Raw genomic sequence first — 25,190 nt, 5'->3', positions numbered from 1 at the left:
GTCATCTTTCGGTCGCGAGGAGTATGGGTTTGACTCCGTGGAGTTGTCAAAAAGTTTCAGTGATCTTCCGGAAATACGTTGGCGAGCATGCGGGTGTCGGTCCTGGTCCTGGCTCTTGCCGAACCGGAACAGGACCGACCTCGTCGTCTTTGGTCACGCCTCCGTGGCAGGAGTTCCGGAAATCGCGTCGATGACGCGTGGACGCAGCTCGGCCACGCTGACGACCGCGTCGACCGAGCCGACCTCGACCGCGCGCCGGATGCTGTGCACCCGGTCGAACTCCGTGGCCACCTCGCCGAGCTTCTCCGCCCGCACCGACGCGCGCAGCTCGTCCAGCTCGGCGGCGAGCGTCGCCCGGTCCGTGCCGGCCGCCGTCGCGACCCGCGCCTCCAGGTCCCGCACCCTCGGGTCGGCCGCCGTGCGGGTGTCCACGTCACCGGAGAACACCACCGCCGCCGCCGGGGCGCCGCCGAGCACCGAGGCGAACGAGCCCTCCAGCGCGAGCACGGTCATGTTCGGGTTCAGCGCCTTGGAGAACACCACGAACGCCCCGCCGTGGTACCGCGAGATCACGCAGAACACGATCGGCCCTCGGAAGTTCACGATGGCCCGGCCGATCTCGGCGCCGTACTCCAGCTGCAGCTTGCGCATCGACTCCGGCGAGCCGTCGAAGCCGGACAGGTTCGCCAGCACCACCAGCGGCCGGTTCCCGCTCGCCGCGTTGATCGCCCGCGCCGCCTTCTTCGACGACCGGGGGAACAGCGTGCCAGCGGTGTAGGTGTCCGGGCCGTCGGTGGGCGGGAACCCACGCCTGGGCACCGACCGCGACTCGATGCCCAGCAGGCACACCGGCATCCCGCCGAGGTGCACGTCCTGGACGACCGCGGTCTCCGCGTCGGCCATGCCGGCCCAGCGCTCCAGCACCGGGTGGTCCTGGTCGGCCAGCGCGCGCATCACGGTCCGGATGTCGAACGGCTTCTTGCGGTCCGGGTTGTGCGCGGCGGAGAAGATCTCGCCGACGGTGGTGAAGTCGCCGGTCGCGTGCGGGAAGTCGGAGATGTCGCGGTCCGCCGGGTCGGTGCTCGGCGCCGGCCGGGGCGCCTCCTCGCCCGGCGCGACGTAGGTGTGGTCGTAGTGCGCCATCAGCACGTCCCGGGCCGCGGTCAGCGTCGGCGCCCAGTACTGCGCCTGCCCGTTCGGGCCCATCACCCGGTCGTAGCCGCCGATGCCGAAGTTGTCCTCGGCCGACACTCCGCCGGAGAAGTCCAGCGACTGCTTGCCGGTCAGCACCATCGCCGAGTCCGGCGTCATCACCAGCACACCCTTGGTGTGCATGAGCATCGTCGCCTCGGCGTTCCAGTACGGCTGCGCGCCGACGTTGATGCCGGCGACCACGATGTTGATCTCGCCGCCGTCCTGGGTGAACTCGACGATCCGCTTGAGCGCCGCGGCCACCCAGTCCATGTTCTCGGTGCCGGAGTCCATGGAGATCCGGGCGCCCGCGGACAGCGAGTACCACTCCAGCGGCACGCTCATCCGCTCGGCCAGGTCCAGCGCGGCGATCACCCGGCGGCACTCCGGCTCGGACAGCGCGCCGAGCGACTTCGTCGGGTCGCCGAGGAGCACGACCCGGGTGACGCCCTGCGGGTGCCTCGGCGTCGGCGTGGTCACCACACCGGCGACGATCGCCGCGGTGTTGCGGCCCTTCGGCCGGTCGACGGGCACCAGCGCGTGGTTCTCGTCCAGGTCGTGCTCGACGAACTCACCGAGCCGACCGGTCAGCTCGTACGGGTACACCGTGTTGCGGCTGCTCGCGCGCAGCACCTTCAGCCGGTAGTCGTCCAGCGGCTCGACCGGCTCGTCGGACGGCTCGCCGACGGTCAGCTCGGTGCCGCCGGTGGCGTCGAAGGAGATTCGCACGGCGACCTTGGTCAGCTCCCCGGTCCGCCGGTCGCGCTGCCGGGCGATGAACAGCATCTCCTCCAGCCCGGCGCCCGCGGTCGTCGGCAGCACGCGGTCGGCGATCATCTCCAGCTCCGCGCGGGTGATGTCGCTCGGCGGCCACACGTAGACCACGATCCGGTTGGTGTTGAACCGTTTCCGCGACGGCCGGCCGGCCTGCGCCCGGCGGATCGAGTCGAGACAGGTGGCGATGGCGTCCTCGGCCGTGGGCAGCGCGACCAGCCGGCCGTCGTGCTCACGCAGCTCGGTCAGGTTCCGCACCTGCGCGAACGCGACCAGCCGCTCGTCGGACCGGTTCTCCCGCGCCACGCACCGGAACAGGTAGATCTCCTCGTCCGACGACGGCAGCCGGGTGAGGTCGAACTTGCCCAGCCGCTCCAGCTGCATCCGCTGCGCGATGTACGGGTGCAGGCCGCGGATCAGCCGCTCCTCGGTCATCCCGACCGTCGACGGGCGGAACGTGAAGTGGTGGTGCATGACCGCGCCGCCGCTGCCCGCGACGGTGGCGGTCAGCCTGCGCACCTGGTTCGGCAGCGGCACGGCGCCGATGACCTCGTGCAGCGCGGCCGCCATCGCGTCGAAGTCCTCCGGCTGCCGCTCCCAGGCGAGGTAGATGTCGGCGTCGATCGCGTCCTCGCCGCCGGCCAGCTCCGCCAGCCCGCGCAGCGCGTCGCCCAGCGCGTCGAAACTCACCGCGGCGGACACCAGCCGCGAACCGGCGCGCTCGGCGACCACGAACACGCACCCGGCGACCTCCGCGGTGCGCACGCCGGTGAGGCCCTTGTTGCCGTAGTACCGGCGGGTCAGCACCTCGAGCATGACGGAGTTGTCCCGGGCGTTGTCCGTGCCGCCGCGCACCAGCCGCTGGCCGAGCAGCCGGACCAGCGGCTCGGTGCTGCGCACCATCTCGGCGATCCGCTCGGCGCGGTCCGGTGCGTCCGGGTGCGCGTCCAGGTGCCGCAGGTGTTTGCGGACCTGGGTGTAGACGCGGGCGCGTTCGCGGCGAAGCAGCGGCTGGCCGAACCAGGCGAACACCACGCCGCGCGCCAGGTCGGCGACCACCGGGAACCGGACCTGTGTCGCGGCCACCAGCCGTTCCAGGGCGAGTCCGGCCGGCTCGCGCAGCGCCTCGTCCGGCGGCGGCTCCCGCAGCCAGGCGCGCAGCAGCGCCGCGACGACCCCCGCGTCGGCGGCCGCCCGCTGCTGGGCGAGGAAGATCCGGAACACCGCGGCCTCGAGCTCGGGCGTGCGGTCCAGCTCGGTGACGCCGTAGTGCCCGAGCGCGGTGGCGAGCTTGGCCTGGAACGCCTCCGGCAGCCCGGCCCGCTCCACGTCGAGGCTCTGCAGGTAGGTGTGGAACAGCTCCCGCGCGCTGTGCACGTGGCTGTCGCCGCCGTCCTCGCCCGCCGGCCGGTTGCGGCTCAGCTCCGTGAGGTCGGCGAACACGTCGATCAGCCCGAGTTCCTCGGCCAGCGGCCGCTGACCGTCCTCGGTGGCGGCGCGGCGCGCGGCGAGGTAGTCGTCGAGTGCCCGGCGTTCGTCGTGCGGGTCGACGTCGAAGCCGAGCAGCAGGCCGCGCAGGTCCTCCTGGCCGCGCGCCACGCGCTCGACCGCCGGTACCTCCGCCGGCTCGGCGGGCAGGTCCAGCTGGACCGACCCGGCCGAGGTGTCGTCCTCGGCGTCGGTCTCGTCGGCGAGCGGCTCCAGCCGCAGCAGCGCCGCGCCGGTCTCCACCTGGCTGCCGACGGACACGACGCATTCCTTGAGGCGTGCCTTGAACGGCGCCCGCAGCACCGTCTCCATCTTCATGCTCTCCAGCACCAGCACCGGCGCGCCCGCCTCGACCTCGGCGCCCACCTCCAGCGGGGTGGCGACGACCAGCGCGGGCGCCGGGGAGCGGACCACGCCGCCCTCGTCCCGGCTGACCCGGTGCGTCACACCGTCCACCTCGACCAGGTGGATCGGCCCGTGCGTGCCGGTGACCAGCCGGTACCTGGCGCCGTTGACCGCGATCTGCCCGGTGTGCCGGTCGACCCGGTCCAGCTCGACGTCGGCGGTGCGCACCACGTCGCCCGCCTCGACGCCGATGCGGAACCGGTGCGCGCCGACCCGTGCCACCCGCACCCGGTAGCCGGTCCCGCGCAGCTTGAGGTCCAGCGGCCGGCCACTCTCGTGCCGTACCTGGGGGCGCCCGCCGAACGCGGTGGACAGCAGCCGCTGCCGCTCGGCGCGTTCCTCCTCCTCGTACGCGTCGATGGCGGCCGCGGCCAGCGCGACCGCCGTGTGTCTGTGCGAGACGAGCCTGCCCTCGGCGCGGACCCGGTCGATCCAGCCGGTGTCCGCGCTGGCGTCGATCACCTCGGGCTGGTCGAGCAGGTCGAGCACGAAGCTCTTGTTCGTCGCGCCGCCCTCGATGATCACCCTGGTCTGGGCCATCGCCCGGCGCAGCCTGCCGAGCGCTTCGTCGCGGTCCCGGCCGTAAGCGATGATCTTCGCGATCATCGAGTCGAAGTCGGCGGGGATGGTGTCGCCCTCGCTGACCCCGGTGTCCACCCGGATGCCCGGCCCGGCCGGCAGGTCGAGCCGGGCGATGCGGCCGGGGGAGGGCGCGAAGTCCCGGTCGGGGTCCTCGGCGTTGAGCCGGGCCTCGATGGCGTGCCCGCGCTCGACCGGCGGCTCGCCGTCGAGCCGGCCGCCGGACGCCACGTGCAGCTGCGCCTTGACCAGGTCGAACCCGGTGGTCGCCTCGGTGATCGGGTGCTCGACCTGCAGGCGGGTGTTGACCTCCAGGAACGCGAACAGCCGGTCGCCGGGGTGGTAGAGGAACTCGACGGTCGCCGCGCCCCGGTAGCCGACCGCGACCGCCAGCCGCTCGGCCGACGCCTTCAGCTCGTCCGCCTGCTCGCGGCTGAGCACCGGCGACGCGGACTCCTCGACGACCTTCTGGTTGCGCCGCTGCACCGAGCAGTCCCGGACACCGAGCGCCCACGCGGTGGTGCCGTCGGCGATCACCTGGACCTCGACGTGCCGGGCGCCGGTGACCAGGCGCTCCAGGAACACGACGCCGCTGCCGAACGCCCGCGCCGCCTCCTGGCTGGTCCGCTCGTAGGCGTCCGCCAGTTCGGCCTCGCTGGTGATCACCCGGATACCGCGCCCGCCGCCGCCGGCGGTCGCCTTCAGCATCAGCGGGTAGCCGATCTCGGCCGCCGCCCGCGTGGCGTCCTCCAGGGTCTCGACCGCGCCGCGGCTCCACGGCGCGACCGGCACGCCGACCTCCTCGGCGATCAGCTTCGCGCCGATCTTGTCGCCGAGCTTGCGCATGGCCGTGGCGCTCGGCCCGACGAACGTGACCCCGACCCGCTCGCACAGCTCCGCGAACGCCGGGTCCTCCGCGACGAAGCCCCAGCCGACCCAGGCGGCGTCGGCGCCGGTGTCCACCAGCGCCCGCTCCAGGGCCTTCAGGTCGAGGTACGGGCGTGCCGAGGCCGGGCCGAGGTCGTAGGCGATGTCGGCCTCGCGCACGAAGGTGGCGGTGCGGTCGACATCGGTGTGCAGCGCGACGGTCTCGATCCGTGACCCGGTCTGCGCGGCCAGCTCCCGGACGGCGTGGATGAGCCGCATCGCGGACTCACCACGGTTGACGATGGCGACACGACTGAACACGCGACGAAGCCCTCCTCCTTGATCAGCACGCACCTGACCAGGGCAGGTGCGAACGGAGCGTACTCGACATGGCCGTCAGAACCGCCACGGTGGAAACCTACAAGAATCGGCTCGTGTTCTGGTGAACTCGCGGCAGCGCGGCAGGTGGGCGGCCCTGTATCGGCCGGCCCCGGAACCGGTACCGGCTCACAGTCCGCGGGCCCGCGCCGTCGTACCGGTGAGACGACACCGAGGAGACGACACCGAGGAGGACGTTCCCGTGGACCACTTCCAGGCCGTGGCCGACCGCGTCGAGCTGGAGGCCCTGCGTGCGGAGTTCACCGACGCCGGCATGACGCACGACTACGACCGCTTCGCGTCGCTGTTCACCCGGGACGGAGCCTGGCGGATCCCGCACGCCGGCATCGAGTTCGTCGGCCGGGAGACCATCCGCGCCGGGATCGAGCGGGCCCAGGCGCGTTGGGAGTTCTTCGTGCAGACCGTGCACCCCGGCGCGCTGCGGATCGACGGCGACACCGCCACCGGCCGGGTGTTCGTGGTCGAGTTCGGCCGCTTGCACGACGGCGCCTCACACGCCAACCACGCGCTCTACCACGACCGGTACCGGCGCAGTCCGGACGGCTGGAAGTTCGTCGAGCGGGTGTACGAGGTCCGGTACGTTGACAGCACCCCGCTGCCGGGCTCGCCACCCCGCCCGGCGGGATCACTCGTCGACCCGTGACGCGGGACGCCGTCGAGGAGGTCACATGGAGGCGCGGTACGAACTCGCGGCGCGGCGCCTGCGGGACCAGCTCAACGAGCTGCGCGAGGACCTCGCCGAGGCACGGCTCCGCCGGGAGCGCGCCGAGGCCGACCTCGGCGGCACTCCCCGGAGGCGGGACCGGAGCAGGTTCGTCAACTCGCTGCTGAACGGCGACGCGGTGACCTTCGAGCGGAAGGCCCCGCTGTGGCGGGAACTCCGGCGGTGTTCCCGCGCCGTCAAGCGGATCGAGCGACGGACACCCAGGGTGGAGGCCAAGCTGACGGCCGTTGTCCACAAGGGACTGAAACGGGGTGACGCCGAGTACCGGTCGATGTCGGCGAGCCTTCGGCGCGAGAAGCACCTCCGGCGCTCGTGCCGGCGGCTGCTCAACGCGATCAGCACGGCGCGGAGACTGATCGGCGCGAAGTCGAACGGGGACGTGGCCAAGGCGCTCCGCCGGGTCCGGTCGTGCGGCCTCGACGTGAACCGGATGCTCCCGGCTCACCAGTCCGTCGGCCTCGACGCCATCCGGGGACTGGGCAACCACGAGCTGACGAAACCCAGGCTCGACGGCATCGAGCAGCGGACGAAGGCGGTTCTCACGGAGACCGGCGTGCGGGAACGGGACATCGCGGCCCGGCGACGTGCGCGTGCGGAGCACGTCCGCGCACGGTTCACCTGACCGGCCGGGGTCGTGCCGGGGGTGAACCCGGGGTTTCCTCCGTCGCGTAGTGGGTAGGCAGGCCCCGAGCGGAGGAACGCCGATGGCTGCACAGGACGAACGAGGCGGCGTGGTCGCCGGCTTCGACGGTTCGGACCAGGCCCGCGAGGCGGTGTGGTGGGCCGCCGCCGAGGCCGCCACCCGCCGCTGTCCGCTGCTGGTCCTGCAGGCCGAGCCGCTGCCGGTCGCGACCGTCGCCCACGGCTGGGGACCGGTCACCGCGCCCAGCTGGGGCACCCCGATGGTCACCGCGTGGGACCCGGCGGTCCTGCTCAGCGACGAGCGGGTCCGCCAGCACACCGAGGAACGGCTGAGCGCGCTCGGCGAGGAACTGCGCGCGGGCGTCCCCGGGATCACCGTCGCCACGTCCTACCAGGACGGTCGCCCGGCGACCGCCCTGGCCGAGACGGCCGCCGACCGCGACGCGGCCCTCCTGGTGCTCGGTGCGACCGGCCTTGGCGCGCTGCCGCGCATGCTGCTCGGCTCCACCGCCGCCGAACTGGTGCACGAGACCGACCGGCCGGTGATCGTGGTCCGCCACGCGGCCGCGACCGAGCAGGCCCCCGCGCCGCCGGCCGACGCGCCCGTCGTCGTCGGCGTGGACGGCACCGGGGCGAGCGACGCGGCCGTCGAGTTCGCGTTCGACTTCGCCGCCCGGCACCGGTGCCCGCTGCACGCCGTGCACGCGCGGTCCGACCGGCCGCTCGACGTGCTCGCCGCCGCCGGCGTCTGGGACCGCGCACCCGACCAGGAACCGGTCACCGACGACGTCACCGATCGGCTCCTCGGCGGACGGCGGCACCCGGACGTCCCGGTGCGCACCGACATTGTCGGCGACCGGCCGGCGCGGGCGCTGGTGGAACGCTCCGAACGGGCCCGCCTGCTCGTCGTCGGCGACCGGGGGCACGGCCGCGTCCACCGGGCGCTGCTCGGCTCCGTCAGCCACGCGGCGATGTACCACGCCCCGTGCCCCGTCGCCGTGGTGACCCCTCGCTAGGGTTCCTCGGCGTGGGTGACGTCTGGCGGGAGCAGTTCGACGAGGCGCCCGGGTACCTCGACTTCGCGCGGGTCGGGCCGCCGTCGCGGGCGGTGCTCGAGGAGAGCGCGGCGTTGCTCGGCCGGATGGCGAGCGCCGGACCGTCCACCGTGGACGACCTGACCACCCAGGACCTGCGGGCCCGGCGGGCGGTGGCCCGGCTGTGCGGTGCCGCCGACGACCGGGTGGCGTTGCTCCCGCACACCAGCCAGGGCCTGTTCCAGGCGGCGTTCGCCGTCCCGGCCGGCGAGGTACTGGTGTCGGCGGCCGAGTTCCCGGCCAACACCTACCCCTGGGTGCGGGCCGAGCAGGCGGGCAGGCTGACCGTGCGCCGGCTGCGCCCGCCACGCGGCCGGATGACGCCGGAGGCGGTCGCCGCCGCGCTGACCGAGGACACCACCGTCGTGTCGGTGAGCGCGGTCGACTTCCGCACCGGGTACCGGGCGGACCTCGCCGCGCTGCGCGAGGTCGTTGGCGACCGGCTGCTGGTGGTGGACGGGATCCAGGGGGTCGGGGTCGTCGACGAGCCGTGGGCGGTCGCGGACGTGCTCGTGTGCGGGGGCCAGAAGTGGCTGCGCGCCGGCTGGGGGACCGGCTTCGCGGTGTTGTCCGACCGGGCCCTGAACCGGATGAACCCGCTGCTCTCCGGCTGGACCGGCGTCCGCGACCCGGCCGTGTTCGACGACGAGGTGCACGAGCCGGCCCCGGGCGCGCGGTCCTGGTCGGTGACCAACCTCAGCCTGGTCAACGCCGGCGCGCTGGCCAGGGCGCTGGAACTGGTCGAGGAGCTCGGGCCGGCCGTGGTCTCCCGCCGGATCGCCGACCGGGTGGCCGAGCTGGACGACGTGCTGCGGTCGGCCGGCGCCGAGATCGTGTCCGCGACCGACCGGCGGGCCGGCATCCTGTCCTTCCGCCTTCCCGGACACCCCGTCGAGGACGTGGCGGCCGCGCTGGCGCGCGTGGACATCGCGGCCACCGTCCGACCGGACCAGGTGCGGCTGTCCCCGCACGCCTCGACCGGCCCCACCGCCGTCGACCTGGTGCGCACCGCGCTCGCCGACCTGCGGCGGGACACCCGGACTGCGTGATCACCGCGCCCGTGCCGTTTGGCATGCTTCGCCCGTGCGCGTGACCGGAACCATCGCCTGCCTGCTCGTGGCCCTCGGCCTCGGGCCGGCCACCGCGGCCGCCCAGCCGGACGGCAGGCTCGACGTCGAGCCGATCATCACGGCGCTGAACGCCGGGGAGCGGATCATCCGCGCACCCGGGACCGTCGCCCGCTTCGACGAGGCACGCGTGCGCGCCGAGCTGGGCACCGACGGCCGCCTCGTCGTGCTGCCCTACGTCGACTACGAGCTCTACCGGGACGAGAACGACGAGAGCCGGTACTACGAGCTGGTCCGCGAACCAATCCTGGACTGGGCGCTGGACCGGGAGGTCCCCGTCGTCCTCGTCACCGGCCTGGACGTCACCATGTTCGGCGGCGGGGCCACACTCGACCACCGGCTGCCCGCCGACCTGGCCGAGCTGCGCACCACGGTCGCCACCCGGGTCATCACCGAACGCCTGGTCGTGTTCGCCCGCCTCGGCCGCGGGTACTCGCCGGACGCCGCCGAGAACGTCGAGTACCACCACCCCGACCCGGTGCCGGCGCCCCCGGGCCGGGTGGCCGAGCTGATCGCGGCGTTGCGGAAGGACCGGATCCACAACGCGCCCGGCCGGGAGGAGCCCATCGAGGACTGGGTCGCGGAGGACGCCGCCGACGAGCACGACCTGAACGTCCGGATCGCCGCGTTCCCCGGCCTCGCCCCCGGCCGGCCGGTGGTCGACTACGCCACCCCGCTCGGCAAGGCGTTCCCCGACGAGGTGGTGCTGGTGCTGCACGGCGACTGGCTCGACATCGTCGCCCCCGACCAGCGCAAGGCGCTCGCCGCCCGGGCGTTCGTCTACGGCGACGCCGACCTGTCCATGCTCACCGCCGCCGGCAACGGCAACCGCGTACTGGCCCGCACGGTCGAGCGGCTGGACCTGCTGCTCACCGAAACCGCCTGGGGCCACCCGCAGCCGCCACCCCAACCACGTCCCCAACCCTTCGACGTCCAGCGCGCGGTCTCCGCGCTGGCCCCCTGGGTGCTCGTCGGCTCGGCCGTCGTGCTCGGCGGCGCCGGCATGCTGCGCCACCGCACCCGCGCCGCCGCCATGGCCGCCGCCGAGGAACGGGCGCTGCGCGCGGAGAGCGCGTCGGCCATGGCGGCGATCAGCGACGCCGGCGCGGTCGATCCCGCGGCGGCGGAGCGGCACGCCAGCGCGCGGCTGCTCTACGACCAGGCGCACACCTCGGCGGCGATGGTCGAGGTCCGCCGGATCGCCGAGGAGGGCCTGGCGCTGACCGAACCGGAACCCGTCGCGCCTCCCGCCGACACCGAACGCAAGGGCAAACGTCGCCGTGCCACCCGGAAGAAGGCCCGATGAGGGCGAAACGCTGGCTGGGCGTCCCGCGCTGGCTCTACGCCGCGGTCGCGCTCGGCGTCGCGGTCTGCTTCCTGGTGTTCGGCGCCGCGAAGCCACCCGAGCCGGTGCCCGACGAGGTCAGCAAGGTCGTGGCCGGACTGCGCGACACCTCGGTGTACGAGGAGCCGGGCGCGCCGGGGATCATCGACGCGGAACTCGCCCGCGACCTGATCGGCGACCGCGCCATCGTCCTCGTGCTGCTCGCCGGCGAGATCCGCGACGACCGGACCGCCAGGACCGACCCGCGCGCGGAGCGGTGCGCCGCGATCGCCGACCTGGTCGCCACCTCCGTGGTCATCCTCTACGCCTTCGACGACGACGGTGACTACGCCGCCGAGTACTGCGTCGGCCCGGAGTTCGTCAACGCCGACAACCCGGTCGAGGAGGAGGACTACGTGTCCGGCGTGGTCGGCGCGGTCCACCTCGGCACGCACTTCCGGGTCACCGACACCGACCGGTTCGCCGAGGTCGAGGAGTACGTGTACGCCTTCGACCAGTACACGATGCGCGACAGCCCGAACGGCGTGCCGCGCCGCGGCGTGGTCGTGCCCCCGCCGCCCACCCCCGACGCGCTGCAGGCGTGGCAGGTCGCCCTGGCGCTCGGCGGGATCATCGCCGGCGCTGTCGCGTTGTTCGTGCTGCTGCGCGCGGCCGGTGGCCTCGCCGGGCGGAAGGGAACGCGGGCCGCCGAGGCCAGGACCCGCACGGAGAAGGTCAACGCCCGCCTCAACCGCCTGGCCGACACCGTGCTGCACCCCGAGCGCCCGCCCGACGCGGCCGCCGCTCGCAGGCAGGCCGACCTGGCCGAGCGGTACGTTCTGCTGCTGGGCGAGGTCGAGTCGGCCCGCACCCCGGCCGATCTGACCGAGGTCGAACGCGAGCTCACCGAACTGGAGGAGGCGGCCCGATGACCTGGGTCTGGATCGCACTCGCCGTCCTGCTGGTCGCCGCCGGCGCGCTGACGCCGGTGCTGACCGGCCGCCGCAGGCGCGCGCTGCGCAGCAACGACGAGGAAGTGGCCGCGCGGTCCCGCTACCACCAGCTCGGCCACTACGTCGAGGACACCGTCGTCACCCCCGACCAGGTCGACGACGAGCAGGCGGCGGCCCTGCTGCGCACCGCGCGGGAACGCTGGCTCACCACCGGCGCCCTGCTCGCCAGGGCCGGCACCGAGGCGGACTTCACCCACGCCGAGGAGGTCGCCGTGCAGGGCCTCACCTCGGTCGCCGACGCCTACGCCCGCCTCGGCCGCCCCGGCCCCCGCCTGCCGAAGAAGCCCTGACCGGGCGCGTCAGCCGGTGATCATCGGCAGCGAGACGTAGTCCGCGATCGCCTGCTGGCCGGCGATGTTGGCGTGTATGCCGTCGCCGGTGTCGTAGGGCGGGTAGATGCTGTTCGGCCGGACCGGGTCCATGAGCACCTGGTCGAAGTCGAGCACGCCGTCACAGGTGCCGGTGCAGTCGCCGCCGTGCCGGACGAACCCGCCGACCCCGTGCCGGTGGACGTTCTGCTGGTCGGTGTAGCCGGGCCGCGGCGTGATCGGCGTGACGTACACGTCGATGCCCTCCCGGTGCAGGCGGGCGAACACGTCCCGGTAGCTGTCCACGATCTGCTCGGCGGTGCAGTCGTGGGCGAGGTCGTTGGTGCCGTAGTAGTACAGGACGCCGGTCACGCCGTGCAGGGCGAGCACGTCGCGTTCCAGCCGGCTGACGGCGTCCAGCCCGTCGACGTCGTCGGGGGTCGACGAGCACTCGGCGGAGCTGGTCGTGCCGCCGATGCCCGCGTTGGCGACGGTGAACCGGCCGTGCCGGGGCAACTCGGCGGTGATCCGGCGGGCCAGCTCGTCGGTCCACCGGCGGTTGGTGCCCAGCTCGGTGCAGCCGGGACCGCAGTTCGTGCTGCCGGTGCCGTCGACCACCGAGCTGCCGTAGGCGACGAGCGTGCCCCTGAGCCTCGGGTCGGCCACGTCGACCGCGCTGACCAGGTACGTGGACTCGACCGTCCGGGTGTACGCGGCGCCCGACGGGTCGGACGTGTGGTCGCCCGCGCCCGCCGGAGTGAGGTAGTTCCGCCGGAACGCGCTGACGTGCTCACCCGGCCTGGCCTCGCCGGCGACGAACATCGACACCGCCACGTCGTCCTGCGCCTCGGTGACCAGGCGGACCGGGTCGCTCCACACCTCGCCACCGGCGGGCACCACGACCGCCCGGCGGCCGTCGAAGGTCACGTCGTGGGCACGACCCACGAGCGCCGGCCCGTTGTCGCTGCGCGCGACGGTGGCGGCGTCGACCGTGAGTGGTGTCGTGCCGAACGTGTTCTGGATCCGGACGCGCAGCGCCCTGCCGCCCTGGCTGAGGTGCGTGACCATCCGGACGGACTGGTTCCGCAACACCGTGTCGGACAGCCGCTGCTGCGACTGCGCCCACGACGTGAACCACGGCCGGTGGTGCCGCTCGGCCGCCGCGCTCGCCGGTGCCGCCAGGCCGGCCATCAGCGTGGCGCTGACGGCCAACACGGCGAGCAGCCGACGGATTCCGGAGGGACGGTGCTCGGTGCCTTCCATGGGGACCTCGTTTCGGTAGGCCGAAATGGCTGAACCACTAGTCCACTTGAACCGAGTGTCGGACAGGCCGTCAAGACCTCGGTCCGCTGTGGGCGGATCCGCTCACAGCAGCACGAGCGGCGCACGACCGCGCCCCGACGGCAGGGTCGGGGCCATGACGAACGACGACAGGCCCCCGCTGTTCGACCACCGCCTGCGGGAACGGTTCCTCAGCCAGCGTGTGCTGGTGCTCGACGGCGTACTCGACGACGACAACGGCACGGTCCTCGCCACCCAGCTGCTCTCCCTCGCCGGCGAGGACCCCAAGAAGGACGTCGCACTGTGGATCCACTCGCCGGGCGGGTCGGTGCCGTCGATGCTGGCGATCCGCGACGTCATGCGGCTCGTGCCGTGCGACGTGGCGACGCTCGCGCTCGGGCTGGCGTGCAGCGCGGGGCAGTTCCTGCTGTCCGCCGGCACGCCGGGCAAGCGGTACGCGCTCCCGCACGCCCGCGTCCTGATGCACCAGGGCTCCGCGGGCATCGGCGGCTCCGCGGTCGAGGTGGAGGTGCAGGCCGACGACCTGCGGCACACCAGGGACACCGTGCTCGGGATCATCGCCGAGGACACCGGGCAGCCGATCGACCGGGTGTTCGCCGACTCGCTGCACGACCGCTGGTTCACCACCGAGCAGGCCCGCGAGTACGGGTTCATCGACCACATCGTCAGCGACCTCGCGCAGGTCCTGCCGGTGCGCACGCACGAGCTGGGACTGGGAGTCACCGCATGAGCACCTACACCATCCCGAACGTCATCACCCGCACCGTCGGCGGCGAGCGGATCATGGACGTCTACTCGCACCTGCTGTCCTCGCGGATCGTCTACCTCGGCACCGGGATCGACTCCGGCGTGGCGAACGCGCTGATCGCCCAGCTGCTGCACCTGGAGGCGGAGAACCCGGAGCAGCAGATCGACATGTACATCAACTCCGAGGGCGGCGACCCGTCCGCGATGCTCGCGCTGTACGACACCATGCGCTACATCAAGGCGCCGGTGGCGACGACGTGCGTCGGCCAGGCCGTCGCGGCCGGGGCGGTGCTGCTCGCGGCTGGCGAGTCCGGGCGCAGGGCCGTGCTGCCGCACACCAGGGTCGTGCTGCACCAGCCCGCCGCGCAGGGCCGGGGCACCATCCCCGACCTCATCCTGCAGGCCGACGAGGTGGTGCGGGTGCGCACGCAGCTGGAGGAGATCCTGTCCGCCCACACCGGTCGGAGCGTCACGGACCTGCGGCACGACACCGACCGGGACCGCGTGTTCGACGCGGCCGGCGCCGTCGCCTACGGGCTCGCCGACCACGTCCTCGACCAGCGGGCCTGACCCCTCACGCGGCGAGCAGCTCCGGCCCGGTCGTCCTCGTGGGACGGCGCCGGAGCGCGAGCCGGGCGGCCCGGCGCCGCCGCACGTCCGTGGCGATGTCGAGGAGCAGGTCGTCCAGGGTGAGCCCGAGCGCACCGGTCACCGCGGCGATCATCTCACTGGACGGCTCCTTGCGCCCGCGCTCGATCTCGGACAGGTACTGCGGCGAGACGCCGGCCCGCTCACCGACGTCGACCAGCCGCCCGCCCTGCTCCTCCCTGGCCGCGCGCAGGGTCGCGCCGAGCGCCTCGCGCCACAGCGGGTCGGACGCCGGTTCGGGATCGCGCTCCCGGCGAAAGGGCAGGATGTCGGCCATGCGCCCATCCTGGCACCGCCGCGCCACCGGCGACGCCGGTTTCCGCTCCGAGCGAAACCGGTACTCACCGACCGGTCTGGTGGTAGCCGGCGACGTGGTCGGCGCACAGGTACAGGGTCAGGCCCTCGGGGGTCGTCGTGCGGGACAGGCCGCCCCACTCCTGGTCCGGGTCGAGCCTGGTCAGCATCGCCTGGAGGGCGCGGAAGTCGGCGTCGTGCACCGCCCTGGCCGCCGGGCCGGTCTGCACGGCGTCCATGATGGACAGCTCCGGCTCGTGCCGGATCTCGTCGGGTAGCTGGGACACCAGCTCCTTCATCAGGTCGCAGTCGGCCTTGACCTGCTCGTCGAGCTTGTCGACGGTGACGCCCAGCACCGGGCCGGCCAGCGGGGCCACGTGCTTGAGCGCGACCATCAGGTGCTGCAGGTAGGGGCCGACCTTCCGGAACCACTCCGCCGGCTGGGTGATCGGGTAGCAGCCCGCGCGGTCGGGGAGGCGGTGCCAGGCACCCGGTTCCTCGCAGTACAGCCGGATCTCGTACGCCGACCCGGCGAGCTTCCGCTTCCCGGTCGGCACGATGGCGAAGACGCTGGGACAGCGTGCCTCCTGCTGGGTCTGGGCCAGCCGCTGCAGCTTGAGGAACATCCGCTGCACGTAGATGCCCTGGGCGTCGAGCTTGTCGTCGATCCGCGCCAGCGCCGCGGTGATCTGCTCCAGACCCGTCCGCGCGACGTCCCGTTCGGACGGTGCGAGCCCGAGCAGCAGTTGCGGCACCGACACGAACTCGTAGGACTTCCGGCACTCGATCTCGTCCCGGGGCGGCGTGCGGTTCATCCGGGTGCGGAGGTCCTCGTAGTCGAACAGCTCCTGGCACGGCACCGGCTCGTGGTCCCGGCACGGGCACGGCACCTGGCGGGTGATGTGCAGGCCGGGGAACCGTTCCAGGGTCAGGTTGAGACCGTCGTCGAGGATGGAGAAGAACCCGACCGGCGACGGACCGCGCACGGCCAGCTCGACGGTGTTGCGGTGCCGGTTCGCCCGGACCAGCGCGAGGTGCTGACCGTCGCCGTGGCCGAGGAGCGCGCCGGTCCGCCAGTGCATGGCCCGGCTGAACCGGTGCGAGCGGGCGATGAACCAGGTGGGAATCCCGGGCGGCATCGTGTTCAGCCGGTACAGGACGCGGATCTCGCGGGTGTTGTCGCGCCGCCCGATCTCGTCCCATTCGGGCTGGTAGTCCGGCGGGTCCCACTGCAGCCGCTCGACGACGAGGCTGACGTCGCCGGTCCGACCACCCTCGATCCGGTAGGACAGGTCGTACTTGTCCATCATGCCGAGGAAGTGGTCCCGCAACCCCCGGTCCAGCCCGGACCACAGCTCGTCGAGGTGGCGCCGGGTCAGCAGCCCGTGCCCGGCGGCGACCCGGTCGCTGTCCAGCACCCTGCTGATGTGGTCGTTGACCCACTCCGGCCGCAGTACGACGATCTGCGACAGCTCGGGATCGTCGCTGTAGTACAGGATGTCGCCCAGCTCGTGCAGGGCGACCGCGAGGTACCGCTGCTGGTCGGGGTCGCGGACACCGGCACCGGCCATCAGCTCCCACATCCGATCGGGCGTGACGTGGTTCTCCTCCGCGCCCCGGACCGCGTCGGCCGCCGCGAGCCAGGAGACCGGCCACTGCGACCCCATCAGCGGCAACCGGGCGGCGCACTCGGCCAGCCTGGCACCCAACGCGTCGACGCCGGCGCGGGTCGCGTTGTCCAGCGCGAGGCTGTCCACGATGTTCGGGTACTCCTGCCGCAGCTCGGACAGCGGCAGGTCCACCGGCCGGTCGGTGAGGTGGGTGGCCACCAGCACGACGGGCGACGCGGGCGCGCGGGCGGCGATGATGTCGAGCCAGTAGCGGAGCTTGCCCTGCTCCCAGCCGAGCCGGGAGTTCCAGAGCAGTAGGAACAGCGAGCGGTTGGTCAGGAAGAACTGGTGGGTGGCGTGGTAGATCTGCTGGCCGCCGAAGTCCCACGCGCTCAGTCGCATGTGGACGTCCGGGTGGTCGGGGTGCGGGACGGTCAGTTCCTTGACCATCAGGCCGTGGGTGGACGGCTCGTCCGGGTCGTGCGGGTCACCGGCCAGGGCACGCACCGCGGACGTCTTGCCGACCCCGCCCTCGCCAACGACGAGCAGTTTGGACAGCCACTGTTCGGCGCTGCCCTCCTGGCGTGCCCGGATGAACGCCATCAGCGACTCCGACCCGGCGGTCGCGATCTCCGGTGGCGGGCTCACCAGCGGGTTGGCGCTGACCGAGACCTGGGTCAGGTTCGGCAGCTCCGGCAGCCAGTCGGGCAGGGTCCGCAGCTGGTTGTTGTTGGCGTGCAACACCCGCAGCCTGGTCAGCGCGCTGAGCCCGTCCGGCAGCTCGGTCAGCTGGTTGCCGTTCACGTTCACCGTGGTCAGACCGGAGAGATCGCCGACGCTGTCCGGCAGCGCGACGAGCCGGTTGTTGTCGAGCGGCAGTTCGTTCAGACCGGTGAGCGCACCGAAGCTCCCCGGCAGGCTGGACAGCCGGTTGTCGTCGAGACGGAGCGAGGTGAGGCCGGTCAGGTCGCCGATGCGGTCGGGCAGACCGGTCAGCTGGTTCTCGTTGAGCCACAGCGTGGAGAGCCCGTCGAGTTCGGAGATCCACTCCGGCAGCTCGGTGAGCGAGTTCTCGTGCAGGAACAGGGTGGTGAGGTCGGTCAGGGATCGCGTCCACTCCGGCAGCTCCGTGAGACCGCATCGCGCGAGGCTCAGCGAGTGGAGCTTGGGGAGGCCGGAGAGCCGCTCGACACCCGTGCAGTCGTCGAACCACACCATGGTCAACTCGGTGAGCGCCGTGATCGACCTCGGTAGCGAGGACAGCTCGTTGCCATCGACGACCAGGGCCACGAGGCCGCTCAGTTCGGAGATCCACTCCGGCAGCTCGGTCAGGGAGTTCCTGCTCAGCGTCAGCGCGGTGAGGCCGGTCAGCCGTCGCAACCACGCGGGCACCTCGGTCAGGCCGCACTCGGTGAGGTCGAGCGCGGTCAACCCGACCAGCTCACCCAGTGTGTCCGGCAACGTGCCCAAGGGGTTGTTGTCGAGGGTCAGCTGGTCGAGACCGGTCATACCGGGCAGCCAGCGCGGCACCTCGGTGAGCTGGCAGTTCCGCACGGAGAGACTGGTCAACCCGGACAACTCGGCGAGTCCGTCCGGCAGCGCGGACAGGGGGTTGCCGTCGAGCCACAGGTGGGTCAGGCCGGACAGGTCGCCGATCCACTCCGGCAGCTCGGTCAGTGCGTTGTTGGCGAGGTGCAGTTTGGTGAGCCGACGCAGGCCACGCACCCATTCCGGCACCTCGACGAGCTGACAGCCGTCGAGTCGCAGCAGGTCGAGTTCGGTGAGACCACCCAGCCACTCCGGAAGCGCGGTGATCCGGTTGCCACCGATACCGAGGGAGGTCAGCCCGGTGAGCGCGGCGACACAGCCGGGCACCTCGGTGAGCCGGTTGCCGTCGACCCACAGCCGCGTCAGCTCGCTCAGGGAGGCCATGCCCTCCGGCAGGTCGGTGAGCCGGTTGTTGCCGACGGACAGGTGGTCGAGGTTGGTGAGCCGGCCGATCCGGTCGGGTAGTGCGGAAAGGTCGTTGTTGTTGAGCCACAGCGTCTTCAGCCCGGTGAGGTCGGTCAGCCAGTCCGGCAACGTGTCGATCCGGCAGCCGTTGAGGCTCAGCGTGGTGAGCCCGGTCAGGGCACGGACGGCCGCCGGGACCTCCCTGAACCTGTTGTAGCGCAGGTGCAGCTCGGTGAGGTGGGTGAGGCAGGCGAACCAGTCGGGTAGCTCGGTGAGGCGGTTCCAGCCGAGGTCGAGGTTGGACAGTTGGGGCAGTGCCGCCAGCTGCGGCGGGACCACCTCGAACCGGTTGTTGTGCAGTTCGACCGTGGTGAGCGCGGTGAGGTCGCCGAACCACGGTGGTAGCTCGACGAGCCGGTTGTCCGCCAACCCCAGCTCTCGCAGGCCGGTGAGCCCGGCCACCCACTCGGGGACCGATTCCAGACCGCAGCCCTGGAGGCCGAGCATCGTGAGGCCGGTCAGGTCACCGAGCTTCGGCGGCAGGATCGCGAACCGGTTGTCGTTCAGGTGGAAGCTGGTGAGGGTGGTGAGTTCGCCGACCCAGTCGGGCAGGTCGGTGAGCCGGTTGTGGTTGAGCCACAGCTCGGTGAGCTGTCGCAGGCCACGCAACCAGTCGGGTACCCGGGTGAGGCGGCACCGCCCGAGGTCGAGACGGCGGAGGTTGGTCAGCCCGCCCAGCCAGTCGGGTACCCCGTCGAACCGGTTGTTGTCCAGGTCGAGTCTGGTCAGGCCGGTCGCCGTGGCGAGGCTGTCGGGCAGCTCGGTGAGCCGGTTGCCGTTCAGCCGGAGGTCGGCCAGCGGCAGCCGACCGAGCTCCGGCGGCAGCGCGGAGAGCCGGTTGTCGTTCAGGTCGAGGGTGCTGAGCCCGGTGAGGTCGCCGAGCCACGCGGGCACCTCGGCGAGCCGGTTGCCGTTGAGGTGCAGCTCGGCCAGGTCCGGTAACTCCGCCAGCTCCGGTGGCACCTGGGTGAGCCACAGGTTCCCGAGGTCGAGCGACGTGTGCCCCTCGTCGCGAGCCCTCTCGATCCGGCGGTGTGCTCCGTCGGTGCCGAACGGCACGTGCGCCCCCAAGGTGAGCTGCCTACGCCTTCTTCGGGCCAGTCTGCTCGACGACCTCGAAGGTCCACGCGGAGGAGTCGGCGGCGGCCGGCTGCCCGCCGCCGCGGTGGGCGGCCTGGCCCATGCCCGCCATCCAGTTCTCGAAGTCCTCCTCGCTGCGCCAGCGGGTGTAGACCAGGTACTGGTCCGTGCCGGCCACCGGGCGCAGCAGCTCGAACCACTCGAAGCCGTCGGCGCTCTCCACGGTGCCGGCGCGGGCGGCGAACCGCTGCTCCAGCGTCTCGCGCATCTCGTCGGGGACCGTCAACGCGTTGATCTTCACTACGCTCATGCGCTCCATCCTGGCGGATCGCGCTCCCGGACGTTGGGCAGCCGGAGCGATCTCCGATAATGTGAGGTGACGGCAGGTTTTCGTGGGAGAGGTAGGCACATGGCGGCAGGGGCCAACGACCGGCGTGACCAGATCAGGGACCTGATGTCGATGTCCACCTCGTCCTTCACCGATCTGGCGAGCAGGATCCAGCCCGACGTCCTGCCCTGGACCCGTCAGGTCGGCCCTCGACCGGACCTCGTCGAGCAGGTGCCGCACGGCACCACGGTCGTGGCGATGCGCTTCGACGGCGGCGTGATCATGGCCGGCGACCGCCAGGCGACCAGCGGCACCACGGTCGGCTACCGGTACGCCGAGAAGGTCTACTCCGCGGACGAGTACTCCTGCGTCGGCATCGCCGGCACCGCGTCGCTCGCCTACGAGATGGCCCGGCTGTTCCAGGTCGAGCTGCTGCACTACGAGAAGCTGGAGGGCGTCCGCCTCTCCCTGCAGGCCAAGGCGAACAAGCTCGGCGCCATGGTCAAGCAGAACATCACGATGGCCATGCAGGGCTTCACCGTCGTCCCGGTGTACGCCGGCTTCGACCCGGAGGCCGGCATCGGGCGCATCTACAGCTACGACCCGCTCGGCGGCCTGACCGAGGAGCACGAGGGTTTCCACTCCATCGGCTCCGGCTCGCTGTTCGCCACCGGGTGCCTGAAGAAGATGCACCGCGACGACCTCAGCGAGCAGGACGCGATCACCGTCGCCCTGGAGGCGCTGTACGACGCGGCCGACACCGACATCGCGACCATGGGCCCCGACCTCGCCCGCGGGATCTACCCGCTGGTGCACCTGGTGACCGCCGAGGGGGAGCGCGAGCTGCCCACCGACGAGGTCGCCGCCGTCGCCCGCCAGGTCGTCGACGGCCGCCAGCGCCAGCCGAACGGCCCTCGGGCGGACCTCGACCGGTGACCCGTCAGCCGGGCGCCACCGGCGTCTCGGTGAGGCGCTGGTAGGCGGCCTCGATCACGCCGTCGGCGTCGACCGCCGCCTCGAGCAGCGTCATGCCCCTGGCCGTGCGGGTCGCGACCGCGCGGCGCCACCGGTCCAGGTTCTCCCTGCTCAGGTCGAGGAACCTCCTGGCCGGCGCGGACAGCGGCGAGGCGGGCGTGATCGCGTAGATCATCCGCGAGGTCAGCGGGTCGATCATGCGTAGGTTCGCGCCCCGGCGCCGCGCGTCCAGCGCCTGGCGCATCGGCAGCAGGGCCGCGCCCGCGCCGGCGATGACCAGCGGTACCAGCCCGGCCGGCTCGGCGACGTCGACGACCACGGCCGGCTCGACCCCCCGGGTGTCGCGGACGGACTCCAGGTAGGTGCGCCCGAACCCGCGGTCGACGATCATCGGCAGGCCGTCGAGCAGCGCGACCGGGACCGGGTCCGGGAACTCGGTGCGCCAGCCGGGTGGCAGCGCGAGCACGACCTCGCCCTCCCCGATGTGCACGCAGTCGATGCCCTGGCGCGACACCGGCGAGACGGTGTAGGCCAGCTCGGCCTCACCGGACCGGATCAGCGCGACGATGTCGTCGGAGTCGCCGTCGTGCTGGATGAGCCGGACCGTCAGCCCGGGGTGCCGGCGGCGGAAGTGCCCCACCCACGCGGCCAGGAAGCTCGACGTGAGCGACGCGGAGATCGCCACGTCGACCCGGCCGCGCTCGAGGCCGCGGTAGCCCTCCGCGACCTGGCGCGCCTGGTGCAGGTCGCGGAGGACCTGGCGGGCCGGCCCGACCAGTGCCTCGCCGGCCGGGGCGAGCGTCAGGCCGCGCCCGACCCGGCGGAACAACTCGACGCCGAGGTCGGCCTCCAGCCTGCGGATGACCTGCGACAGCGACGGCTGCGCCAGGTAGAGCGCGGCGGCGGCCCGGGTGATGCTGCCGTGGTCCACGACGGCGAGGAAGCACTCCAGCTCGCGCACGTTCATGGCGCGATCCAAGGCCCGCCTCGCCTGCCCGGTCAAGGCGAGCGCCCGGGGAGCGTGTCGGTGTCCGCGCCGAGCCGGGGCACCGCCCGGTCCGCCGCCGGCTCGACCCCGTCGAGGCGGAACGGCAGTGACGGGACGGGGTAGCGCGTGCCGTCCGGGGCGATCCCCGTGGTCAGCACGCCGCTGGCGCGCACGTCCTCGGCGGCGGCCACCTCCTGGTACCCGCGCACGGCGGCGGCGACCAGGCCGTGGTCGGCGAGCCGGGCGAGGCACTCCGTGGTCGGCATGGTGCCGAGCACCTGCTGGATCTCGGCCAGCAGCACCGCCCGGTGCGCGACCCTGGCCGGGTTGTCGGCGAACCGGGGGTCCCCGGTCATCCACTCCTTGCCGATGAACCGGCACAGCCGCGCGAAGTGCTCCGGGGTGTAGGCCGACAGCACGATGCACCCGTCCGCGGTGTGCACCAGGTCCGCGGCCGGGGCCACGGTCGCCTGGCCGTTCCCCTTGCGCCGCGGCTCCTGGCCGGTGACGTGCCACTCGCCCCACATCGCCGACTGCAGGTGGATCGCGGCGTCCAGCAGGGACACCTCGGCGAACCCGCCCCGGCCGGTGCGCTCGCGGCGCAGCAGCGCGGCCAGCACGGCCTGCACGACCGCGTGCCCGGCGGCGACGTCGGCGATCGGGATCCCGACCCGGAGCGGATCACCGTCCTGCTCCCCGGTGACCGACATGAGGCCGCTCTCGGCCTGCGCGGCGATGTCCAGGCCGGGTCGGCGCGCCGACGGGCTCCTGGAACTGAACCCGCTGACCGAGACGTACACCAGCCGGGGGTGCGCGGGCAGCACGTCGTCCGGGCCGAGCCCGTGGCGGGCCATGGTCCCGGCGCGCAGGTTCTGCACGACGACGTCGGCCGCCATGACCAGCTCCAGGGCGGCGTCGCGGTCCTCGGCCAGCTTGAGGTCGAGCACCACCGACCGCTTGCCCCGGTTGTAGGCGAGGACGATGCCCTCCCCGTATGCGCCGATGCCGCGCGCCTGGTCACCGGTCGGCGGCTCCACCTTGACCACCTCGGCGCCCAGGTCGGACAGCAGCTGGGTGGCCGCGGGCGCCGCGATGTAGTGGCCGAACTCGACGACGCGGACTCCCGCCAGTGGGCTGGTCATGCTGCTCCTACTCCTCGGTGAAGACCGGCCTGCGCCCCTCCATGAACGCCCGTGCGGCCAGCCGCGCGTCGGCGCCGCGGGCACAGTCGACCATGCGGGGCGCCTCCCGGCCCAGGTAGTCGGACAGCGGGGCGAGCGCGGCGTCGGCCAGGTTCTGCTTCGCGTACCGCATCGCCCTCGGCGCCTGCGTGGCGAGCTTGCCGGCCAGCTCGTCGACCCTGGTCCGCAGGTCGGCCACGACCTCGGTCACGATGCCGACGTCGGCGGCTCGCGCGGCGGTCAGCTTCCCCGGGTCGAGCAGGAGCGCCCTGGCGCGGGCGCCGCCGACGGCGCGGGTCAGCAGCCAGGCACTGCCCAGGTCGCCGGACACCCCGGCGCTGACGAACGCGGTGTTGAACACGGCGCGCTCGGCCGCGATCCGGAAGTCGGCGGCCAGCGCGAGGGACAGCCCGGCACCCGCGCACGCCCCGTCGACGGCGGCGATCGTCGGCCGGGGGAACGACGTGAGCAGCTCGACGATGGTCGAGGCGTGGGTCAGCCGCGCGAGGTCGTCCTCCGCCGAGCGGCCGCGCAGCGTGCGGGTCTCCTGGTCGCCCTGGTGGTCCGAGCCGACCCGGGCGAGGTCGGCGCCGACGCAGAAGTCGGAGCCGGCGCCGGTGACGACCAGGACCCGCAGGCCGCGCGCCGAGCCGGCCCGGTCGAGGGCGGCGAGCAGGTCCTCGACGAGCTGCCAGGAGATCGCGTTCCGCCGCTCCGGCCGGTTGAGCGTCACCGTGCCGACCCCGTCGACCAGGTCGAACAGCACGGTGCCCGAGCCGACCTCGGTGCCGCTCATCGGGGCAGGTCCAGCAGTTGGCGGGCGACGATCGTGCGCTGGATCTGGGCGGTGCCGCCGGCGATCCGCTGGCCGCGTACGTGCAGGTGCCGCCAGCGCAGGTGCGCGAAGGCCTCGCCGGCGCCCCGCTGTCCGCCGGCGGCCAGGACGTCGGCCCCGAGGTCGGCGATCGCCAGCCTGGTCCGCGACCACAGCAGCTTGGTGACCGACGCCTCCGCGCCGAGGTCCTCGCCCCTGGCCACCCTGGTCATCGTGTGGTAGCCGCGCACGCGGAGCAGCTCCAGGTCGGCCCGGCAGCGGGCGATGCCGGCCCGGATCGACGGGTGCTCCACGGCCGGTCTGCCGTCCTTGCGGATGACCTTGGCCGCGGCGACCACGTCGTCCAGCTCGTGGCGGAACTCCGCGTAGTGGCTGACCGGTGAGGCGTTGCGCTCGACCGAGAGCAGGTACCCGGCCACCGTCCACCCGTCGTCGATCCGCCCGACCACGTTCCCGCTGACCGGGACGCGGACGTCGTCGAGGAACTCCTGCCCGAACTCCCACGACCCGGACATCTGCCGGATCGGCCGGACCTCGACCCCCGGCAGGGTCAGGTCGATCAGCAGGAAGGTGATGCCGCGGTGCCGCTCGGCCGCGGGATCGGTGCGGACCAGCGCGAACAGCGCGTCGGCCACCCCCGCCATCGACGTCCAGACCTTCTGCCCGGAGACCACCAGGTCGTCGCCGTCGCGGCGGGCCGTGGTGGACAGGCTCGCGAGGTCGCTCCCGCTCTCCGGCTCGGAGAAGCCCTGGCACCAGATCGTCGCGCCGGACAGGATCGAGGGGAGGAGCCGGCGTTTCTGCTCCTCGGTGCCGTAGCGCAGCAGGGTGGGCCCCAGCAGCGTCGTGCCGAGGTAGGTCAGGCCCAGGAACGGCCCGATCGGTGCCCGGGCCCTGGCCATCTCCTCGTCGTGCACCGCGCGGAACTCCTGGTCGGCGCCGCGCCCACCGAACTCGACCGGCCAGTCGACGCCGGCGAAGCCGTTCTCGAACCGGCTCCGCTCCCAGCGGCGTCGCAGGTCGACGGACTCGTCGCCGCCGTCCAGACCGATCCAGAAGCCCGGCCTGCGCCACTCCGCCGGAACGGACTCGGCCAGCCAGCGACGGATCTCGCGCCGGAACTTCTCGGCCGCCGACGAGTATCGAAGATCCATGCGGCACATCCTGTGCACCGGTGTCGTAGTGCGTCAAAGAGCAAAACGAAGCACGATCCATTGCGTTCGTCAATGTATCGGCCAGGATCGACTCATTGTG

Annotated in this window: 18 protein-coding genes and 1 pseudogene; 10 read left to right on the top strand and 9 right to left on the bottom strand. The window is 72.8% G+C overall.

Annotated elements, in window-relative coordinates:
* Positions 1-153: 153 nt before the first annotated feature.
* The gene (locus tag JT362_RS01985; protein WP_260189241.1) at positions 154-5,625 is read right to left on the bottom strand and encodes an ATP-binding protein; all 5,472 of its coding nucleotides are present in this window, start codon (positions 5,623-5,625) and stop codon (positions 154-156) included.
* Between the two features lie 217 nt (positions 5,626-5,842).
* Here JT362_RS01985 and JT362_RS01980 point away from each other — a divergent pair, with 217 nt between their 5' ends.
* From JT362_RS01980 to JT362_RS01950, 7 genes and pseudogenes are all read left to right on the top strand, one after another.
* Positions 5,843-6,346 carry a nuclear transport factor 2 family protein gene (locus JT362_RS01980; protein ID WP_260189240.1) on the top strand — a complete coding sequence of 168 codons (504 nt, stop codon included), beginning with the start codon at positions 5,843-5,845 and terminating at the stop codon, positions 6,344-6,346.
* Positions 6,347-6,371: 25 nt separating this feature from the next.
* Positions 6,372-7,049: a hypothetical protein gene (locus JT362_RS01975; protein WP_260189239.1), complete on the top strand. Its 678-nt coding sequence runs from the start codon at positions 6,372-6,374 to the stop codon at positions 7,047-7,049.
* Positions 7,050-7,131: 82 nt separating this feature from the next.
* The gene (locus JT362_RS01970; protein WP_260189238.1) at positions 7,132-8,085 is read left to right on the top strand and encodes a universal stress protein; all 954 of its coding nucleotides are present in this window, start codon (positions 7,132-7,134) and stop codon (positions 8,083-8,085) included.
* An 11-nt stretch (positions 8,086-8,096) separates the two neighbouring features.
* A pseudogene (locus tag JT362_RS01965) lies at positions 8,097-9,194 on the top strand (aminotransferase class V-fold PLP-dependent enzyme); the annotation flags it as partial.
* A gap of 52 nt (positions 9,195-9,246) precedes the next feature.
* Entirely contained in the window at positions 9,247-10,596 is a 1,350-nt protein-coding gene (locus tag JT362_RS01960) for a hypothetical protein (RefSeq protein WP_260189237.1), read from the top strand.
* Positions 10,593-11,546, top strand: coding sequence for a hypothetical protein (locus JT362_RS01955; protein WP_260189236.1), 954 nt, complete (start codon positions 10,593-10,595; stop codon positions 11,544-11,546). The genes JT362_RS01960 and JT362_RS01955 overlap by 4 nt, the downstream gene beginning before the upstream one ends.
* Positions 11,543-11,917, top strand: a complete 375-nt coding sequence (locus JT362_RS01950) for a hypothetical protein (protein WP_260189235.1) — start codon at positions 11,543-11,545, stop codon at positions 11,915-11,917. The genes JT362_RS01955 and JT362_RS01950 overlap by 4 nt, the downstream gene beginning before the upstream one ends.
* A gap of 9 nt (positions 11,918-11,926) precedes the next feature.
* Here JT362_RS01950 and JT362_RS01945 read toward each other — a convergent pair whose 3' ends face one another.
* On the bottom strand, positions 11,927-13,198 hold the full coding sequence (locus JT362_RS01945; RefSeq protein WP_260189234.1) for a GDSL-type esterase/lipase family protein: 1,272 nt from the start codon (positions 13,196-13,198) through the stop codon (positions 11,927-11,929).
* A 154-nt stretch (positions 13,199-13,352) separates the two neighbouring features.
* Here JT362_RS01945 and JT362_RS01940 point away from each other — a divergent pair, with 154 nt between their 5' ends.
* Positions 13,353-13,967: a ClpP family protease gene (locus JT362_RS01940; protein WP_260189233.1), complete on the top strand. Its 615-nt coding sequence runs from the start codon at positions 13,353-13,355 to the stop codon at positions 13,965-13,967.
* Positions 13,964-14,554 carry a ClpP family protease gene (locus JT362_RS01935; RefSeq protein WP_260189232.1) on the top strand — a complete coding sequence of 197 codons (591 nt, stop codon included), beginning with the start codon at positions 13,964-13,966 and terminating at the stop codon, positions 14,552-14,554. Before JT362_RS01940 ends, JT362_RS01935 begins: the two co-directional genes overlap by 4 nt.
* Positions 14,555-14,558: 4 nt before the next feature.
* Here the strand turns inward: JT362_RS01935 and JT362_RS01930 are convergent, their stop codons facing one another.
* From JT362_RS01930 to JT362_RS01920, 3 genes are all read right to left on the bottom strand, one after another.
* Positions 14,559-14,909: a helix-turn-helix domain-containing protein gene (locus JT362_RS01930; protein ID WP_260189231.1), complete on the bottom strand. Its 351-nt coding sequence runs from the start codon at positions 14,907-14,909 to the stop codon at positions 14,559-14,561.
* A 64-nt stretch (positions 14,910-14,973) separates the two neighbouring features.
* On the bottom strand, positions 14,974-19,620 hold the full coding sequence (locus JT362_RS01925; protein ID WP_260189230.1) for a leucine-rich repeat domain-containing protein: 4,647 nt from the start codon (positions 19,618-19,620) through the stop codon (positions 14,974-14,976).
* Between the two features lie 10 nt (positions 19,621-19,630).
* Positions 19,631-19,939: an antibiotic biosynthesis monooxygenase family protein gene (locus tag JT362_RS01920; protein WP_260189229.1), complete on the bottom strand. Its 309-nt coding sequence runs from the start codon at positions 19,937-19,939 to the stop codon at positions 19,631-19,633.
* Positions 19,940-20,038: 99 nt separating this feature from the next.
* Here JT362_RS01920 and prcB point away from each other — a divergent pair, with 99 nt between their 5' ends.
* The gene (gene prcB / locus JT362_RS01915; protein WP_260189228.1) at positions 20,039-20,893 is read left to right on the top strand and encodes a proteasome subunit beta; all 855 of its coding nucleotides are present in this window, start codon (positions 20,039-20,041) and stop codon (positions 20,891-20,893) included.
* Positions 20,894-20,897: 4 nt separating this feature from the next.
* Here the strand turns inward: prcB and JT362_RS01910 are convergent, their stop codons facing one another.
* Genes JT362_RS01910 through JT362_RS01890 form a run of 4 tightly spaced genes read right to left on the bottom strand, consistent with a single transcriptional unit; the run spans position 20,898 to position 25,090 of the window.
* On the bottom strand, positions 20,898-21,899 hold the full coding sequence (locus JT362_RS01910; RefSeq protein ID WP_311202654.1) for a LysR family transcriptional regulator: 1,002 nt from the start codon (positions 21,897-21,899) through the stop codon (positions 20,898-20,900).
* Between the two features lie 32 nt (positions 21,900-21,931).
* Positions 21,932-23,062, bottom strand: a complete 1,131-nt coding sequence (locus JT362_RS01900) for a CaiB/BaiF CoA transferase family protein (RefSeq protein ID WP_260189227.1) — start codon at positions 23,060-23,062, stop codon at positions 21,932-21,934.
* Between the two features lie 7 nt (positions 23,063-23,069).
* Positions 23,070-23,897 (bottom strand): enoyl-CoA hydratase/isomerase family protein, encoded by an 828-nt coding sequence (locus tag JT362_RS01895; protein ID WP_260189226.1) that lies wholly within the window; start codon positions 23,895-23,897, stop codon positions 23,070-23,072.
* Positions 23,894-25,090, bottom strand: a complete 1,197-nt coding sequence (locus JT362_RS01890; protein WP_260189225.1) for an acyl-CoA dehydrogenase family protein — start codon at positions 25,088-25,090, stop codon at positions 23,894-23,896. Before JT362_RS01890 ends, JT362_RS01895 begins: the two co-directional genes overlap by 4 nt.
* Positions 25,091-25,190 lie beyond the last annotated feature (100 nt).

Origin of the sequence: Actinophytocola gossypii (assembly GCF_025165815.1) — a bacterium.
Lineage (GTDB): Bacteria > Actinomycetota > Actinomycetes > Mycobacteriales > Pseudonocardiaceae > Actinophytocola > Actinophytocola gossypii.
This window is presented reverse-complemented; position numbering and strand designations above follow the sequence as displayed.